Genomic DNA, 17,669 nt, shown 5'->3' with positions numbered 1-17,669 from the left:
AAGGATGGTAGTGCGAGCATCTTGCTCGCTACTAATACCCAATTTAAATGCATGACAGCTTAAATCTGCCTGACTTTGAAAGCTGGGAAATAACTGATACTGTTGGGTCAATTAACTAGGGGAAAGACCCCTCCCTAGCCCTCCCCGGCACGGGGAGGGGCTTTGAGGCTACCCCAGATCCCTAATACTTATTCAGCAAGCCCTAGCTTAAAGTTAAACTGGGGTAATTATTGCTTCAGCCAGTTTAGAGACACGGGTAGGTACGACAACATCAAGTAGACAAGCTGTCCGCCATGAACTTGAACGAAAATGTCAAAAAAGCGTAAATTACTAGAAAAAGTTTTGGCTGGATCAAAAAACATCCAGTTTAATGAATTCGTCACTCTAATTGAAGCTTTTGGGTTTACCCTATCCCGCATCAATGGTAGCCATCACATCTTTAACCATCCTGATATTCCCGAAATCGTCAATATCCAAAATAAGAAAGGCAAAGCAGTGGTCTACCAAGTCCGACAATTCCTAAGCTTGATTGAAGAACACGCCCTTACACTTGAAAGTAATCTAGACGAGGACAATTCATGAAAGATTATCATATCAATATCTTCTATAGCGAAGAAGACGAAGGCTACATTGCAGATATTCCCGATCTGAAATATTGTTCAGCCTTTGGTGAAACCATTGAGGAAGCCGTCCAGGAAATTTTGCAAGCTAAAGCTGCTTGGCTAGAAACGGCAAAAGCAGAAGGAAAGCCAATTCCCACGCCAAAATATAGACCTGCTATCTATCAAATTGCTTCTTAATTTAATAGTCAGCCCGATAAACCGCCCGGAGCCCGGAGTTCAAACTCCGGGCTAATAGCTCAAGTCCACTAAAGTGGACTAAAATTATTTGGTAGTCTTGAGCTTTTGGTTCCTTGGGTTTTAACCGAAGGCGGGTTAACGCTTGAGCTTAAATTGAGTCAACCCTGCGAAAAACCTCAATATCACCCGTGTAACGTAATAGAAAAGGATATATCCCCCAGTTAACCCGGTTTATGCATCGCGATGACTTAACCCCAAACCCACCCATTCCCCCTACCCTTGGCAATCATCCCAAGGAACAACCCCCATCAACCATAACCCATGCAACTCACACCCATTCAACCGATCCAATCATGGACGATCGCAATGAACAACTCCGCCACCTTATCGCCACCGCCTGCACTGATCCCCCTGGAAGTTGGCAACGTCGGCAAACTATGAGTCAGGTACATAAACTCGTGATGAATTCTGGAAAACTTTGGAAAGGATATCGAGAGGATCAACCTTACTATAAAGATGCACTCCAACAAATGTGGGAATACTGTTGCCAACATCCCGAAGACTATGAACCCACCCTAAAAAATGTGACAACCTGGCTAGATGATGAACTAAAAAAGCGACTCAGGCGCTTCCGAGATGGCAATCGCCGCCGACGAGACATCCCCGCCAGTTACCTGCGAATTGAAACCGAAGAAGGGCAAGTTCTCGACCCCATTGACACTAAAGCCTCTCCCCCAGATCATAATCCGCGATTTCTAGAAATGTGGGAAAAAACCGAAGCCTGGGTTCGCCATGATCCCGATCAGGTATTACGCCACACTTGCTTTAGAAATCGTCCCCAGATTAATGCCCAAGTTTTATTACTACGACATAACTTATCACCCCAAAAGACACCGTGGAAAATTATCGCTGCTGAATTTAACCTCACCCCCGCTGAAGCCAAAGACTTACCCAAATTTTATAGCCGTCGATGTAAACCGCTACTCGAACAATTTATAATTGCCCAAGGATATATAGACGAAAACGATATCCGTAAACCTAGGAAATAACTATGATTAACTCCACAGAAATTACCGACGATTTATCCATTCCGATGCCGATTACCCAGGAATCCCTCCAGATTGCGGAAGCCTTTGCCCAACAGCAGCCGCATCCGCAACAGTATGAACAAGTCTATCTGAATACTCTAGCCGTTTGTGCTGTCAATAACTATCTACGAATCCTGGATATCCCCACCAATTTAAATGCTGGCGATAGCTGGAATCCCGCCATGCGTTTATTCTTTGATGTCGCCGACTTAGACGTAACTGGAATTGGGCGGTTAGAATGTCGCCCCCTGCGTTCTCCAGACTCCTTGACAGATACACCTGTTTGTATGATTCCCCCAGAAGTTCACGAGGATCGGATTGGTTACGTTATTGTACACATTGATACCCAAAATCAGCAAGCTAAACTTCTGGGATTTACTGACAGCGTAGACAGCGAAGAACTCCCCTTAAGTCAGTTGCGATCGCTCAAAGATTTACTCACACATTTACAGCACCTCCAAGAGGCGCAAACTGTTCCAGAACCCATACAGTTGAGTCAATGGTTGGATAATGTTTTTGCCGTTGGTTGGGAGAAACTAGAAGCACTGCTTGAGTTACCCCAAGACCCCGCTTTTAGCTTCAGAACTCATTCTGAACCATCAACTAATGGCGTGAAATGCGGCAAACGTATGGAGTTTCAAAAAGACAGTGACTCAGTAGCTTTATGTATTGGCTTAAAACCCACCCATTCACCCCAAATGGGTATCTCTGTTGAAGTCTATCCCACAGGATGTCAAGTCTATCTTCCCCAAGAACTTCAAGTCATCCTACTCGATGAAGATGGAAAAGCGGTGATTCAAACGGAAACCCGAACCACCGAACATATTCGCTGGCGTTTCAAAGCTGATCCCGGTGATCAGTTCAGTATCAAATTAGCGTTAGGTGATGTTAATATGACGGAAGCATTTGTTGTCTAATCAAACAGGATTTAATCGTTAAATCGGGCGCAAGCCTTCATTGGTATCAACTTAAGGTAGAAAAGCAATGCTGCCAAGGTTTTAAGCTGTGTCTATCTACTCATTGACATTTTCCCCCTCATCCCCTAACCCCTTCTCCCTCCGTGGGGAGAAGGGGGATCGGATTATCTTGCTCCCCTCTCCCCGGTGTGGGAGAGGGGCTGGGGGTGAGGGGTTGAGCTTAAGTTGACACCAATGGCAAGCCTTGCGCCCCTACAGTCACCATTGTCGGTTCAATCGAGGAACGAAACCCAACAAAAACTAACGTTATGCTGTTGGGTTGAGCGAAGTCGAAACCCAACCTACTTAATAAACTGTTCCCCCCTTCCAGGGTATCTATTCAACCCAGATATACCATGACTAAACTCGTCATTTTTAGACCCGTTGGCAACTTAGAAACCCAAGGATTTTCTGTCCATCTGATAATTCAGGAAAAAAGTGACTCCTCCGCCGAAAATCAGCCAACGATTCACACATTACTTGACCTCGATCAAACCAATGCATTACCCCCTAATCCCGAATTAGCCGCCCACTTACACCACCATTGGCTAGAACTCTATCGTCCCTTGGGTGAACCAGCACGAACCCGAAAACTAAAAGCCGTAGAAGTTGAGTATGAAGGAACCCTAAAACAGCGAATTCACGACTGTAAAACCTCTGCCCAAGAATTACGCGATCGCATGAAAGCATGGCTGGATTCAGACTCCTTTCATTCCCTAGACAAACAACTGCGAGAAAATTTAAATCCCGATGATCAAATTCAATTCCTAATTCGCACCGAAGATCCCCAATTACTCAAACTTCCCTGGCAAGAATGGGATTTTTTTCACCATTATTCCCAAGCTGAACCCGCCCGCATTCCCCTGCAATCTCAACCCACTGGAACATCCCCGAAGACACCCCACCCCGCTAAAATAAGAATCCTCGCTATTTTAGGTCATAGCCAAGATATCGATGTTGACAAAGACCGAAAACTATTGGAAAATTTACCCAATACTGAAACCACATTCCTCGTCGAAAAGACGCACCAAGAAATAAACGACCAGTTATGGGAACAATCCTGGGATATTATCTTTTTCGCCGGACATAGTGAAACAATTAATGATACCGGACGTATTTATATTAATCCCACCGATTACCTAACCGTTAACGAACTCTGGTGCGCCTTAAAAAAAGCCGTAAAACGGGGGTTAAAACTGGCAATATTCAACTCCTGTGATGGCTTGGGACTCGCCCAACAATTAGACGACTTGAATATCCCCCAAATGATTGTCATGCGGGAATTAATTCCCGATAAAGTTGCCCAAGCCTTTTTAACGTATTTTCTCACTGAATTTGCCGGGGGTCAATCATTCCATCAAGCAGGGTAAACGGTGCGTTACGCTGCGCTAACGCACCCTACGATTGGTAACAATTGGTAACAATTGGTTAGATAAATGTATACACCTCTAACACCGGGCGTGTATTATTTATGGACAGTTGAAACTCGCGATCGCGGTTCGGTTGAGGAAAATATACCTGAACTTGGTTTCAGAATCCTGGATAGCCAAACCCAAGCCCAAATCAAGACAGCCGCCTCCCAAATTCTCGCTAATAATCAACTCAACCCAGAAGCCAAAGCCCTATCCTTGGTCAACCTTTACCTCAGCCACGATTTGAAACAAAACGCCATTGAAACTCTAGACGATTTAGTCAGTCAAGGAAACCCAACCGCCGCTATTTATCACCAAATGGGTACACTCTATCGACAAATAGGATTATCTCAGCTTGCTGTCCAAAACTATCAGAAAGCTCTTGAACTTGCAGCTAGTCAAGATACGGATATTCCCGCCCTCGTTGCAGAAGACTTAGGTGAATTTTACACCGCATTGGGGGAAATCAAAAAGGCTAGGGAATGGTACAATCAAGCCCTAGCCCACTATGAAGCGTTAGGCGATATCCAACGGGTGAATGAACTGTAAAAAAAAGGTTGAGATACTCTTTGAAAAATGATGAACAGTAACTTTTTGGCTCAACTATAGGGATAAACTTGCCACAGTTTTGTGAAGTCATCAACAATCAACAATCAACAATCAACAATTTACCGCTATGCTATAACATTGGTGTTATCAGTTGCGCCCCTAAGATGACTTTAATTCTCACCAATGATGATGGAATAGATGCTCCAGGGATTCAATCACTCCAGCAAGCGGTTAAGGGTAAAGGCGTCATCGTCGCGCCTCAAACCCATTTATCCGGTTGTAGTCATCAAGTTACCACGCATCAGCCCATCCAGGTTCAACAGCGCTCAGAATTTGCCTACGCAGTCGCAGGTACACCCGCCGATTGCACCCGTCTCGCCCTGACTCAACTGGTGCAAAACCCCCAATGGGTACTCTCTGGGATTAATGCAGGCGGTAATCTAGGAGTAGATGTGCATATTTCCGGTACAGTCGCGGCGGTGCGGGAAGCGGCAATTCTGGGAATTCCAGGGATTGCGATTTCCCACTGGATTAAACGCCCTTTGGTGATTGATTGGCAAGTGGCCAGCTGTTGGGCAACCCGAGTGTTAGGGGAGTTATTTCAACGTACCACTCCTCCAGGTATGTTTTGGAATGTCAATTTACCTCACCTAGAACCCGGTTCTCCAGAACCCGATATCGTATTCTGTAAACCGAGTATTCAACCCTTACCGGTTAACTATGTTGTAGAGGGGGATCACTATTACTATAAAGGCGAATATGCCAAACGCGATCGCGCCCCCGGTACAGATGTTGATATTTGTTTTAGCGGTAGTATCGCCGTGACTCTTCTTTCTCTTTGAATTCCCAATTTTCACGGGAAATCTAGCAACCTGCATCGGGGCGGGTTTAGTTATATCTGGGTGTAACCGAAACGATAGTAGTAAAACCCGCCCCTACACCGCCAATAATGGAGCGGCTTGTAATAGGGTTTGGGTATAAGGATGCTGGGGATTCGTAAACAACGTTTCCGTTTCTGCCATTTCCACAATCTGACCCCGATTCATCACCGCGATCGCGTCACAGAAAAACCGGGCTACCCAAAGGTCATGGGTAATAAATAAATAGGTTAACTCAAACTCCTGTTTTAGCGATCGCATTAATTCCAGTACCTGCGTCTGCACAGTTGCATCTAACATACTCACGGGTTCATCACAGATAATCAAACGGGGACGAGTAATCAACGCCCGTGCGATCGCGACTCGTTGCTGTTGTCCTCCGGATAAGTCTCTGGGATAGCGGTGGTAGTAGTCGTCTGGAGGCGTTAATCCCACCCGTTCCAGCATTTCCATCACCTGATGTTTCGCTTCTGTTGCTTTGGCTAGGTGGTGGATAAATAGAGGATCAGCAATACTATCACCCACTGTCATTAGGGGATTCAAACAAGCCAAGGGATCTTGAAAAATCATTTGGATGTGTCGCCGCATATCCCGTAGGGATTTCCGGTTCAGTTGGGTTAAATTAATACCTTGAAATTCCACAATACCAGAGGTGGGTGGAATCAGTTGCAAAATTGTGCGCGATAGTGTACTTTTTCCACATCCTGATTCTCCCACCAATCCCAAAACTTGACCCGGATACAGATCAAAGCTAACCTCATCCACGGCTTTGATCAGTTGAGGTTCGCGGGAAAACAATTGGGCAATAAAATTTTGTTCTAAGGTGAAATACTGCTTTAACTGTTGCACTCGGAGAATGGGTGTTGGTAGATTGTTCTTCGATGGCGTAGAGACGTTGCATGCAACGTCTCTACATTGTTCCCCATCATTCACCGTTTGCATAAGCAGCGCCGCTTGCAGGAGCGATCGCGTATACTCATGCTCAGGGTAGTGCAAAATGTCCCCAACTGCCCCTATTTCTACCAGTTTGCCCCCATACATCACCGCCACGCGATCGCAGTATTCCCCTACCATTGCCAAGTCATGGGAAATTAACAACAGCGCCATCTCCCGTTCTTGGCATAGTCGCGTCAGTTCCTGTAATATCTGGGCAGATACGGTGACATCTAGACTCGTGGTTGGCTCATCCGCGACAATCATCTTAGGATTGAGTAAAAGGGCGAGTGCGATCGCGACTCGTTGCCGCATTCCGCCACTAAATTCATGGGGATACTGGGACCAACGGTTAGCCGGAATCTTCACCGCTTCTAGGGTTTCAATTGCCTTTTGCTTACACTCAGAACGCGATAACTGAGGTTGATGCGCTTGTAAGGTTTCCAGACAATGATCCCCAATCGTCATCAACGGATCAAGGCGTGTCATTGGATCTTGAAATATCAGCGCCACCACTCCCCCGCGAAACTGGCGCAGTTGAGTTGGGTTCAACTCAAAAACAGACTCTCCTTTAAATTTAATTTGTCCTTCAATTTTTGTTGCTGTTGGTAATAACCGCATCGCGGCGCGTCCCAGAGTGGATTTACCACACCCCGACTCTCCCACTAATCCCAATCTTTCTCCAGGATTCAGGGTAAATGAGACATCATCCACCGCCCAATATCCCGGATTACTTGGATAGGCAATGTGTAAATTTTCGATACAAAATAAAGTCATTATTCACAAGATTGTTGTGTGCCATCGGGCAGAATGGCGTTACAGAGATTCGCTTGGTTAAGATTAGCCCCCTCTAGATTAGCCCCCTCTAGATTAGCCTCTTGTAGATTAGCCTTCTGCAAATTCGCCCCCGCTAAATTAGCATTACTCAAATCGGATTGAAACAAGGTTGCTTCCTCAAAGTTCGTGTTTTGAAGGTCAGAATTATACAGACTCGCACCACTCAGATTCACATTGCGGAAATTGGCTCCGTTTAAATTAGCATTAAATAAATTAGCACCCCGTAGTTCACGTTCCTCAGCCCCTTGATTCACAATTTCCCAAACCAAACGCCATTTGAGATCAAGGGTAGTCTCTTCATTAATTTTGGCAGTTATCAGGTTAGCATTTTCTAGATTAGCTCCGGCTAAATTAACATTTCCGAGTTCGGCATTTCTTAAGTTGGCATTGGTTAAATCGGCATTACTCAGGTCAGCATAGCGCAATTCAGTATTAGTCAACTGAGTACCTTGAAGATTAGCCCCTCGTAAATTGACAATAAATAAATACGCTTCAGCTAAATTGGCATTTTCTAAATTTGCGTTTTCCAGATTCAACCCTTCTAAGTTCGCACCTGACAAATCCGCCCCCGCTAACGCTTGTCCGGAAATTCCTTGATTAACCAACTCCCAAATGAATAACCATTTGTCATTCAGAACCGTTTGACTATTAAATTGGGTTCCCCTTAAATCGGTGCGAAATAACTTGGCATTTTCTAAGTTAGCGCCTTTGAGGTTTACCCCTCTTAATGAGGTTCCTTCTAAATTAGCGTCACCGAGATTGGCTCCTTCTAGAGATGCATTGGCTAATTTAGCCTGTCTTAAATCGGTTTCCTGTAAATTGGTACGAGTCAGATTAGCATTCTGTAATGAAGCATTCATCAGGTTTGCTTTCCGCAAATCTGCAAATTGTAAGTTGGCATTCTGGAGATTAGCGTCTTCTAAATTCGCCTCTTGTAGATTAACGTTAAGAAGTTTGGCACGAAATAAATTAGCGTTAGCGAGTTGAGCATTCCGGAGATCTGCATCCTCTAAATTTGCCCCAGCAAGTCGGGCTTCCCGTAAGTCAGCTTCTCTTAAATCGGCTTCAACTAAGTTAGCGCCTTCAATATTAAACCCCCTGAGATTCCGCTTCCTCAAACGCACTCCCCGCAGATTACAAGTCGGACATTCTCCTTCATCTAAGAGCTTTTCTACATCTTGATCCTTGGCGGCTTGCACAGAATTGCTGAGACATAGCAGGATAACTAGAGCGATAGTTGTAAAGCCGATGGCTAAAGGCAGGGTTTTAATCGTGGATAAACGCATAGAATAGTTAGTATAGATAAGTATTTACTATTTTAAACCAGCATGTAAAAAAACTCGAATTCAGAATTTATTAATCCATTGTAGGGGCGGGTTTAGGGACTCAATTGGGCTGGTTACCGATAACTGAACAACAAAACCCGCCCTTTATTCAATGGCGCTTTGGCTCAACCCCTTACATAAACGTAGCTTGCTTCTCGATGAAAGCGAGTATGACGTAGCTTGCCATTCCCCACCTGAATATCGGTGGGTTACGGCGGATAGCTGATTAAATAATTATCGCCTGAATTAAATTCCGCCTAACCCACCCTACGATTTATACAATTTTCAACATACCTTGATTAGGACGCACGGAATGTGCGCCCCGACAATCCCGCCCCTTTAAAATTGCAATGTGGTTCGTATTGTGCCAATGAAGACATCATCGTTATCGCTATTATGATCCGGTGCAGTTAACCAAATTATCCCTGGTGTAATTGTAATATTATCGGTTAACTTATACTGGTAGAATGCTTCTAGATGTAGGGAGGTACTCGGATCATCAATGCCTAAATTCTTCAGGCGATCGCTCCCGGTGACTTTGGGTTCCATCCCGATAATAAATCCGCCTAGATTGCCAGTTTTGCCGAAATCCGGTAAGGCTAATGTTAGCGCCCAATACCATAAATTAGCATCCCCTTCATCAATAACATTGGCTTTGGTATAACCCGCCCATCCTCCAACCACAAATCGGGGATTAAGTTGTATGGAAGCAGCGAGGTTAACGGAATTTGTAACGACGGGTAAGTCTAATTGATTGACTAAATTAGTGTCTTGACTGCCGACTTGCCAGTCTTGGTTATACGCATTAACATAAGTCAAGCCAATCGTGGCGCGATCGCGAAGCTCAAATTTGACTTGAGCTAATGCGCCATAAGCCCCATCAAATAAGCCGTTACCGGGTTTCGGATTTCCGCCATTCCCAGCTAAATAGCCTAAACTGACTTCTAAGTGATCATTTACTGCATGTCTTACCCCGACACCCGCCCCACTGACGAGATAATAAATCGGCGCACGAGTAGCAAAGCGAGATACCGCCCCACTCGCGCCATCCCCATCCAGGTAAGGGTTAATCGTATCCGTAAAGTCATCCGCCGCCCCAGCATTCGCCGCGATCACGACTTGCGTCTGATTCCCGATCGGGAAACGGTACAATAAAGCATCAATCTCCAAGTCACTATCACTAGCCCCAGTAAAAGATAGTTCCCCTTCCGGTGTACCTGTGCGACGTTCCAGACGCCCTAATCCTTCCGCTTGTAGTCGGGTTCGCAGTAAATCTTGACCCGTGAAACTGGTGTCTAAATTTAAGCGGGTACGATGTCCCAATGTGGTGACAGTATCATCCTCAGAAACAATCCCCGCCGCGCCAATAATAACTTCTCCATCCAGTTGGGTTGTTGTCGAAAATTGGGTCAGTTCCAGTTCTCGAGTTCGGGCGGTTAAGGCATCTACATCACCCCGTAGCAGGGAGAGTTCTAAAACAAATTCATTGGTTAACTGTTCCAGTGTGGCTAAGTCTGTGGGAGGAACATCGCCTCCCCTAGCAATTAAGGATTGGATTTGATCTAAAGCCTGACGTAATCCGGCGGCAAATTCGTAGCGAGTCATTGACCGATTGCCTCGGAATGTGCGATCGCGATACCCTGTGAGTATGCCATATCGTTCAATGAGCGATCGCAAGGCGGTATATGCCCAATCACTGGGCTGTACATCCCGCAACTGGGAAACATTCGTCACTTGACCTAAGCTATTATTATCCTCGTACTGATTAATTGGGTATATTCGGTTCTCAGTCGGATCACTCGACTCATTCCCTACTGTTTCTGGACTCTCTAAGGTTTCCCCTAAAACACAAAACTCCCCCCCACCCCCACACCCCTGCACCTCAACCTCTTGTGCCGTAACAGTTCCAGCCCACACTACCCAAAACGCGATCGCAGTACTCATCCACAGCAGTTTCGGCAAAATTTGATCCATTTTTCGGTTTCTCCTTATGTCCGGTTGAATACTTAAGTAGGTGGGGACAATTAAAGTTAACGGTGGAGATTGTCATTCGTCATTTGTCATTTGTCATTTGTAAGGGTTTGAGGGGTGTTTATATAACTTCACCCCCTAACCTCTACTGTATCAGTTCAATAAGTGTATTTGTTTTTATCGTATCAAGGCTTATTTCTAGGATTTTATAAACCTTTAATCGTCGATTCCAGCTATTATCCCTAAATGATCGAAGTTTTTTCTTTCAAAACAGCGTCCGCGATTCCAAATTTGCCTCGATATCCTGACGAGTCCGCCAAACCGATCGCAATTCCTTCTGTGCATACAAGGGTAACTGATCACCAATATGCCCAGAACCCGGTTGTGTGGCATTGCCATAAACCGTGAGTACCCTTGCCTTAATCGGATCAGAAAACTCGATCGCGGCAATATAACTATCCCCAGCCACTGATTGCAACCCTGTCTCATCCATCGGGGCGAAATTAATCACCTGGAAACTGCCCAACTGCCCAGACGCGCCACTTCCCGGTAAATCCACATCCCCATACTTTAATCGCGCCCTCTCACCCCAAGGGACATCTAACCTCCCATACCCTGCTTTAACCCTAGCGGCGGCTTCTGCTAAAACCTCCACCGCCGCCACCGGATCTGCCAAACTATCAGGGGTAGTCAGAGGCGATTGGGGATTCCAACCTGTAGCAAACTGATTCGTATTCGGCATTAATTCTACCCAAGTGGCAAACAAAACCGTTCCGCGACTGTCTGCATTTGCCTGTCGATCCCAGTTGGCTAACACATTCGCGGCTTCATTGGCTAACTCATCCCCTGACTGTCGCGTTGCAGCAATTAAGTCATCGAGTATCCGATCTGCCAATTCTAGACGCGAGGAGAATTTCCGGGCAATCATCTCCTCAAAACTAATTGAATTCTCCCCCATCAACATTTTTGCCGATCGCTGGGCGCGGAAATTCATCGATTGGGGTGCCATGTAGGGCGGATAATCATCAGGATTAATCGCTTGGGGGAATGTAGTCGTCCAGGGTGGATCATTAGCATTTTGTAACCAACCCGTTTCTGGGTCAAGGATGCGAGGTAAATCTTGATAGGGGTGATACCTTGTCCATAAGGTTTCGGAGGTATCGCCGGGAACCACACCCTGCCAATAGTGCCAATCTCCCTGAGAACGCACTGGCACTTGACCATTAAATATATGTAAAATATGCCCGTCTCGGTCTGCATAGAGAATGGTAAACATGGGCAGTTGCAAACGGGCGACGGCTGTTTCAAAATCTTGGCGATTACGCGATCGCATCATATCCCACAACTGTGCCATTAATTGGGGTTGGTCTAACCCCACCACCCGCAACGCGATCGCATTCCCCTCCTGTGAACTAACGACAGAACCATGAATTGACCGCCGAATCACCAATTCCTGTTCCTCTAGTGTCCCATTGTCCTGCTTTACTTTTAGGGTTTTGGTTTCGGTTTCAAAAGGGCGAACTTGCCCATCAAACTCATATCCCCCATCCGCCAAAGTAAGTTCATAAGCCGTCCAACCCCGATGAGTGTTTACTGTCGCGGTCCAACCCAACTGATCATTAAACGCGATGGATAACATCGGCATTCCCACCAACGCCGCCCCATACGCATCAATCCCTGGGGCGGTTAACTGGGCTTCGTACCACAGGTAAAAATCAGACCAGGGTAAATGCGGATTCGCCAGTAGCATCGCATTCCCACTCGCCGAATGAGACGGTGCGATCGCCCATCCATTAGAACCCGCTTTGAAATCCCCCGATTGCAACGATTCCAAACGCTGGGGATTCACCACAAAATTAAAATGAGTCACCCGTTGCAGATGTGCCAACACATCCACCCCATCCACGGGCAAAACCACCTTGACCTTATCGTCAATTTGGTCATCATGTTCGGACGCATACCGATTAATCCCCGCCGCAAAGCTATCCAGATAACGCCGCATCGCTGGATCTTGCGCCTCGTACCATTCCCTTGCCCTGGCGGGAATACCCATAGTGCGGACATACTTATCGGAGTCCAAATAATCTTGCCCCCAATACTCTCCTGCCTTACCCCGTGCCTGTCCATATAACCTGAGAATAAGATTGCCATGACTCGCCGCTTGCGCCCAGCCAAACGCCTGGAATAGATTCTCGGTATTATTGCCGTAAATATGCGGTACGCCCCAGGTATCCCAAAGAATCTCTGTTTGATCGTCTCCAGTCACTGGACGGTGAATTCCCCAGGCTACAGTAAAAATAACCGTCAGCACTATTACGATCAAAACTGAAAATCTTTTGTTCAATCGGGACATTCGCAATTAAAATAAACGTCGATATTTTTGTATGACTATAAATTATAGACTTTATTTGTTTAATCAACCACAATGAATTGTAAAATATTCCTTGAGGCTGAGTTCCTTCTTGGCTGCACCATTTTAGTGGCAATACGTTAAACTAGAAATTAGGTTAAGAATGGTAACCTAAACATCTCTAAAAAGAATAGAACATTAATGTCCACTGCTTTAATTACTGGAGCATCGGCAGGACTGGGGGCTGCATTTGCTCAGGAACTCGCTAAACGGCAAACCGATTTAGTGATTGTGGCTCGTTCCCAAACCAAACTACAGCAACTTGCCCAAGATTTACAAGCCACCTATGGAATTCAAGTTGAGGTTATTCCCCAGGATCTTACCGTACCTGATGCCGTCTCCAACGTCTTTGAAATAGTCAATCAGAAAAATATTTCCATCGATTTACTGATTAATAATGCTGGGTTTGGCGACTACGGTGCCTTTAGTCAGACGTCTCGGCGTAAACAGCTAGAGATGATTCAGCTTAATATCCTGGCGTTGGTAGACTTGACTCATCACTTTCTCCCCCAGATGCAACAACGAGGTTCTGGAAGTATTATTAACCTCTCCTCAATTGCTGGGTTTCAACCGCTTCCTTATCTATCCATCTATTCAGCAACTAAAGCCTTTGTTCTTAGTTTCAGTGAGGCGCTTTGGGCAGAAAATCAGCACACGGGTGTTAAAGTTCTGGCAGCTTGTCCAGGACCAACGGAAACGAACTTTTTCACCACGGCGAATTTTGCCGAATATGCTCCTGAGAGTTTAAAACAGCAAACAACCGATTCCCCAGAGGTAGTGGTGCAGGAAATTCTCCAGGCTCTAGATGCTGATGATTGTACGGTAGTAACAGGGCGGTGGCAGAATAATTTTATCGCTAATCTGCCCCGATTTTTGCCCAGAAAAACCCTGGTACAGCTTGTCGAGCAGCAATTTCGTCCTCAAAAATAAAGAAAAAGGGAACAGGGAATAGGGAATAGGGAATAGGGGCTGTAGGGGCGGGTTTGACGGATAACTTATGGCGCCAAACCGATAACTTAACTAAACCCGCCCTTCTGGAAGTTACCACGTTCGATAAGGAAATGCCTCGGTTCACGAGCTATACATAAGTTTTATTGAAGTAAAAGATTAAGATTGCTAATTTTATTACTCTATACTGTTAAATCGTGTTGACTGATTAAAATAGATTATTACCAGAGAAGATAAAACTCAACATGACAAAGGTGCAACCCGGTTTAGGCTGCACCCTTTCAGTTGTCTGTATAAATCGAGGGGTCTGAAAACGAAAACGTTTAGATTAATCGAGGTAATCAAGGAATTATGACCAATTCGTCACGCCTCTGCTGCTATAGGAGCAGTTGAGGCTTAATAGTTCGCCACTGGCGTAATTTCGTCTCCTAACAGGGGTCCGTACAGATTGGAAGCACCCGTTTCGTGACTATTCCAGTTTCCTTGAATAAAGTAGATTCCATCATGGCTGGAAGCCGCGATTTTTCCCGTGTGACCCTTTAAAGAGCCTTTGGTGATTTGCACGAGTTCATGTTGCTTGTAAACCATTATGATTCCTCTGTTTCACGTTTGTTCAAAAATTAGCTTTTCTTACTTATACAGTATCTTGACAATTTTTTTACACCATCAGCAACGATCTTTAGACAGATTTTAGAAAGCCTTCAGATTTACAATGTCTTACAATAACACAGAACTCTGGAAACCGTTGGTATTGCTGGGGTATAAGCGATGGGCATCCAACAGAACAAACGAGAAAGCAGATAGTAGAGGGCAAAAGGTTCCCAGGAAAATGTACCCTAGTTCATGCCTAGGGGTGACTTCATCAGATTGGGTATACACCGTTGATCCCTTGCAGGAAATACAGCTTTGGGATCAATGGCACTGAAAAGCGTGCATTTGGGGAGCGCCAAAACCCTTGATATATCGTAGGGTGGGCATTGCCCACCGCTTCAAAACATCATGCTCATCCTGTCAAGATAGAACTATTACGTCTTTTTTCTAAGAGCAGATCCTCGCCCGGTGATGGATTTAAAGTAGAAGTATCATCTCCTAAATTTCTCCTCATGTAAAAAGGACGCTAAAAAATGATGGTTAAATCTTACCGCAGACCGATCCTGTCCTTTATCATCATGGTTGGTCTGGTATTCGTGACCTCCTTTCAATCCGTTGCTCAGGCTAGGGATGATGTCGTCAATGTCTATTTCTTCCACAGCAAAACCTGTCCCCATTGCCTCCAGCAAAAGCCGTTAATGGCTTATATCGATCAACACAATAAAAATGTTGAGGTTACGTCCCTTGAGGTTAACGACAATCCCAAGGAATGGCAGGAATTCCAAAAAGCGCGGGGAATCTCGTCCGGCGCGGTTCCTAGGACTGTGGTTGAGGATAAAATGTTCATTGGCTATAGCGAAGCCGAAGGACCCTTGGAATACATTCCAGTTCATCAAGCTTATATCGGCTACAAAAACCAAATTATTGCAGCGATAGAAACAGCCGTCGGATCTCCAATCAATTTACCCAAAACTGATCAAACGACTCAGCAACAAACCAGCCCCCCGTGGCAGGTCTTTTTAATCCCGTTCTGGTATCTCTGTAGTTATCCGTTTTTGAAAGACCAGCTTGAGAAACGACAAGGTAAACGCTATTGGATTGGCGGGTTGCTGGCAACAACGATCATCAGTCTATTTGTATTTCTTGCTCTCACCCCTGATGCTGTAATTAAAACCTTTGCCCAAGGGCTTCCCTTCCCCCTATTTGTCTCTACCATTGCCCTTGCTGACGGTTTTAACCCCTGTGCGTTCACGGTTTTAGTCATTCTGCTGTCGTTACTCACCTATACCCGCAGTCGCAAGGATATGACCTTGGTGGGGACAACCTTTATTATCACATCAGCGGTGATGTATTTTATCTTTATCATGCTGATGGTCTTGGCGGGTTCAGTCTTCCTGGAAAACTATGGCGTTCGATTTATGCAAATTCTGGGAATTCTGATTACCGGGGCGGGTCTGATCAATATCAAGGATTATTTTTGGTTCAAAAAATCTATCTCCCTATCCCTCTCAGAAAAACAACAGTCAACGATAAATAAACGAGCGGGAAAGATCGTCAGAAATCTGAGAAATGCTAAAGGCGATCGCAAGATGTTTCTCGCTGCATTAGCCGGGACTGTTTTATTAGCCGTCTTTGTAAATATTGTCGAACTTGGCTGTACAGCGATTCTGCCTGCGGTTTACATGACGGCGCTGTTACAGTATTGCTCAGATACAATTGGCTTGTGTCATATCTCGTGGACAGCGTTGTATGCCGGAATTTACGTTATTCCGCTGTTGGCTATTTTAGGCAACTTTATCTATTCGTTTAAGTCCACTCGACTCACTGAAAACCAAGGGAGAGTGCTGAAACTCGTTGGCGGACTATTTATGCTATTCTTTGGTCTGGCGATGATGTTTAAACCTGAGTTATTAACCCTGGGATAATCACACTGATTTCTCTGATTTTCAGCAATGGTAGGGGTGGGGAGTTCACAGGTTAGTCGCACTGATTACACGGAGGCGTTAGTTCTCTATGCAAAGGATTCGGCATTTCAACCTTAATGTCAATACTAGTGAAATCCTTGTAGGGCAGCATCTTGCTTGCTACTAATGCCCAATTTAAATGCACAACAGCTTAAAGGGGGAATTTTTTCTTCTCCCCCTGTTTTCGCATTGTATGAGTGAATTCAATTTAATAGGATAAAGGTGAAATTTCATCGCCCAGCAGGGGTCCGTATAGGTTGGACATATCGTTGGTTTGATTCGTCAAGTCTCTGGCAATAAAATAGCTACCTTCATGGCTACAAGAGGCAATTTTTCCTGTATGACCTTTGAGAGAACCTTTGATAATTTTTACGCGATCGTTTTGTTGATAAACCATGATGCTACTCGGACTTGTAATTTTTTAAGTAAACTATTTCATCATACAAATGTTATTTTTTTAATTCGATGAAGCTGAACAGGCTTTTCAATAAAGTTTTGGCAAAATTTATTTTACAAAACTTTACATTTTGAAACTGAACCTTATCTCCCCCTATTTCCTGAGAAGGGCGGGTTTAGTCAAGTTATCGGGACAGTGCCAAAATGTTATCGGTAAAACCCACCCCTACAGCCCTACTATTCTTTAGGTTTTTCCCCAAAGCTGCGATAGCTGTTGACGCACCTCAAAAAAGTCATTCCAGGGTAAGTAAGGCTTTTGACGTTCATCGAGATACTGCCTGAGGCGATCGCGGGCGAAGACGACAGAGGCGTGCAATGCCATATTAAAATCCGTCACCGAATCCCCGATCGCAATCTGTTCTTGTGCAGGGTGTTGTGCCATCACTTGAACTTTGGCAACCAATTCACTATCCGTTACATAAGACCTACTCAAAACTGATCAACCGTAGTCAAATCTAACCTTGATGCTTACTTCCTGCTTCACTCTGGCAGTGTCGGCACTCAACCCTTCGACTCCGCTCAGGGTCAACCAGTCCACAGGCACTTCCCCA

16 protein-coding genes and 1 pseudogene are annotated in these 17,669 nt (G+C 45.2%); 9 read left to right on the top strand and 8 right to left on the bottom strand.

The annotated features are described in order from the left end of the window. The first annotated feature begins 309 nt into the window (after window positions 1-309). From RIG27_RS26915 to surE, 7 genes are all read left to right on the top strand, one after another. Window positions 310-582: a type II toxin-antitoxin system HicA family toxin gene (locus tag RIG27_RS26915; protein WP_446350244.1), complete on the top strand. Its 273-nt coding sequence runs from the start codon at window positions 310-312 to the stop codon at window positions 580-582. After that, a complete protein-coding gene (locus tag RIG27_RS26910; protein ID WP_446350243.1) occupies window positions 579-800 on the top strand; it encodes a type II toxin-antitoxin system HicB family antitoxin in 222 nt (73 codons plus the stop codon). The genes RIG27_RS26915 and RIG27_RS26910 overlap by 4 nt, the downstream gene beginning before the upstream one ends. Window positions 801-1,033: 233 nt before the next feature. Beyond that, complete coding sequence (locus tag RIG27_RS26905) at window positions 1,034-1,849, top strand: sigma-70 family RNA polymerase sigma factor (protein WP_446350242.1); 816 nt, start codon at window positions 1,034-1,036, stop codon at window positions 1,847-1,849. 2 nt (window positions 1,850-1,851) lie between these two features. Then, a complete protein-coding gene (locus tag RIG27_RS26900) occupies window positions 1,852-2,805 on the top strand; it encodes a DUF1822 family protein (protein ID WP_446350241.1) in 954 nt (317 codons plus the stop codon). 395 nt (window positions 2,806-3,200) lie between these two features. Then, window positions 3,201-4,214: a CHAT domain-containing protein gene (locus RIG27_RS26895; protein WP_446350240.1), complete on the top strand. Its 1,014-nt coding sequence runs from the start codon at window positions 3,201-3,203 to the stop codon at window positions 4,212-4,214. A gap of 66 nt (window positions 4,215-4,280) precedes the next feature. Further along, window positions 4,281-4,805, top strand: coding sequence for a tetratricopeptide repeat protein (locus RIG27_RS26890; protein ID WP_446350239.1), 525 nt, complete (start codon window positions 4,281-4,283; stop codon window positions 4,803-4,805). Window positions 4,806-4,969: 164 nt separating this feature from the next. Beyond that, window positions 4,970-5,647, top strand: coding sequence for a 5'/3'-nucleotidase SurE (surE, locus tag RIG27_RS26885; RefSeq protein ID WP_446350238.1), 678 nt, complete (start codon window positions 4,970-4,972; stop codon window positions 5,645-5,647). Between the two features lie 93 nt (window positions 5,648-5,740). On the opposite strand, the gene RIG27_RS26880 is transcribed toward surE, so the two are convergent. The 5 genes from RIG27_RS26880 to RIG27_RS26860 form a co-directional block, all read right to left on the bottom strand. Next, window positions 5,741-7,393 carry a dipeptide ABC transporter ATP-binding protein gene (locus tag RIG27_RS26880; protein ID WP_446350237.1) on the bottom strand — a complete coding sequence of 551 codons (1,653 nt, stop codon included), beginning with the start codon at window positions 7,391-7,393 and terminating at the stop codon, window positions 5,741-5,743. After that, window positions 7,393-8,739, bottom strand: a complete 1,347-nt coding sequence (locus RIG27_RS26875; RefSeq protein ID WP_446350236.1) for a pentapeptide repeat-containing protein — start codon at window positions 8,737-8,739, stop codon at window positions 7,393-7,395. Before RIG27_RS26875 ends, RIG27_RS26880 begins: the two co-directional genes overlap by 1 nt. 378 nt (window positions 8,740-9,117) lie before the next feature. Next, window positions 9,118-10,722, bottom strand: a complete 1,605-nt coding sequence (locus RIG27_RS26870) for an iron uptake porin (RefSeq protein WP_446350252.1) — start codon at window positions 10,720-10,722, stop codon at window positions 9,118-9,120. After that, window positions 10,661-10,828, bottom strand: coding sequence for a hypothetical protein (locus RIG27_RS26865; RefSeq protein WP_446348644.1), 168 nt, complete (start codon window positions 10,826-10,828; stop codon window positions 10,661-10,663). Before RIG27_RS26865 ends, RIG27_RS26870 begins: the two co-directional genes overlap by 62 nt. Window positions 10,829-11,014: 186 nt before the next feature. Continuing rightward, window positions 11,015-13,102, bottom strand: a complete 2,088-nt coding sequence (locus RIG27_RS26860) for an acylase (RefSeq protein WP_446350235.1) — start codon at window positions 13,100-13,102, stop codon at window positions 11,015-11,017. Window positions 13,103-13,300: 198 nt separating this feature from the next. On the opposite strand from RIG27_RS26860, the gene RIG27_RS26855 reads away from it, so the two are divergent. Continuing rightward, complete coding sequence (locus tag RIG27_RS26855) at window positions 13,301-14,089, top strand: SDR family NAD(P)-dependent oxidoreductase (protein ID WP_446350234.1); 789 nt, start codon at window positions 13,301-13,303, stop codon at window positions 14,087-14,089. Between the two features lie 414 nt (window positions 14,090-14,503). Here the strand turns inward: RIG27_RS26855 and RIG27_RS26850 are convergent, their stop codons facing one another. Further along, window positions 14,504-14,695 carry a hypothetical protein gene (locus RIG27_RS26850; protein ID WP_006098246.1) on the bottom strand — a complete coding sequence of 64 codons (192 nt, stop codon included), beginning with the start codon at window positions 14,693-14,695 and terminating at the stop codon, window positions 14,504-14,506. Between the two features lie 581 nt (window positions 14,696-15,276). On the opposite strand from RIG27_RS26850, the gene RIG27_RS26845 reads away from it, so the two are divergent. Next, complete coding sequence (locus RIG27_RS26845; protein WP_446350233.1) at window positions 15,277-16,623, top strand: glutaredoxin family protein; 1,347 nt, start codon at window positions 15,277-15,279, stop codon at window positions 16,621-16,623. A 247-nt stretch (window positions 16,624-16,870) separates the two neighbouring features. Here the strand turns inward: RIG27_RS26845 and RIG27_RS26840 are convergent, their stop codons facing one another. Both RIG27_RS26840 and RIG27_RS26835 read right to left on the bottom strand, forming a co-directional pair. After that, window positions 16,871-17,059 carry a hypothetical protein gene (locus RIG27_RS26840; RefSeq protein ID WP_446348652.1) on the bottom strand — a complete coding sequence of 63 codons (189 nt, stop codon included), beginning with the start codon at window positions 17,057-17,059 and terminating at the stop codon, window positions 16,871-16,873. 243 nt (window positions 17,060-17,302) lie between these two features. Beyond that, window positions 17,303-17,527, bottom strand: a pseudogene (locus RIG27_RS26835) (2-hydroxy-3-keto-5-methylthiopentenyl-1-phosphate phosphatase); the annotation flags it as partial. Window positions 17,528-17,669: the final 142 nt, after the last annotated feature.

The organism is Coleofasciculus sp. F4-SAH-05 (genome assembly GCF_040222985.1).
Classification (GTDB): Bacteria; Cyanobacteriota; Cyanobacteriia; order Cyanobacteriales; family Coleofasciculaceae; genus Coleofasciculus; species Coleofasciculus chthonoplastes.
Note: the sequence above shows the minus strand (reverse complement) of the source record. Positions and strands in the feature narration are given on the sequence as shown.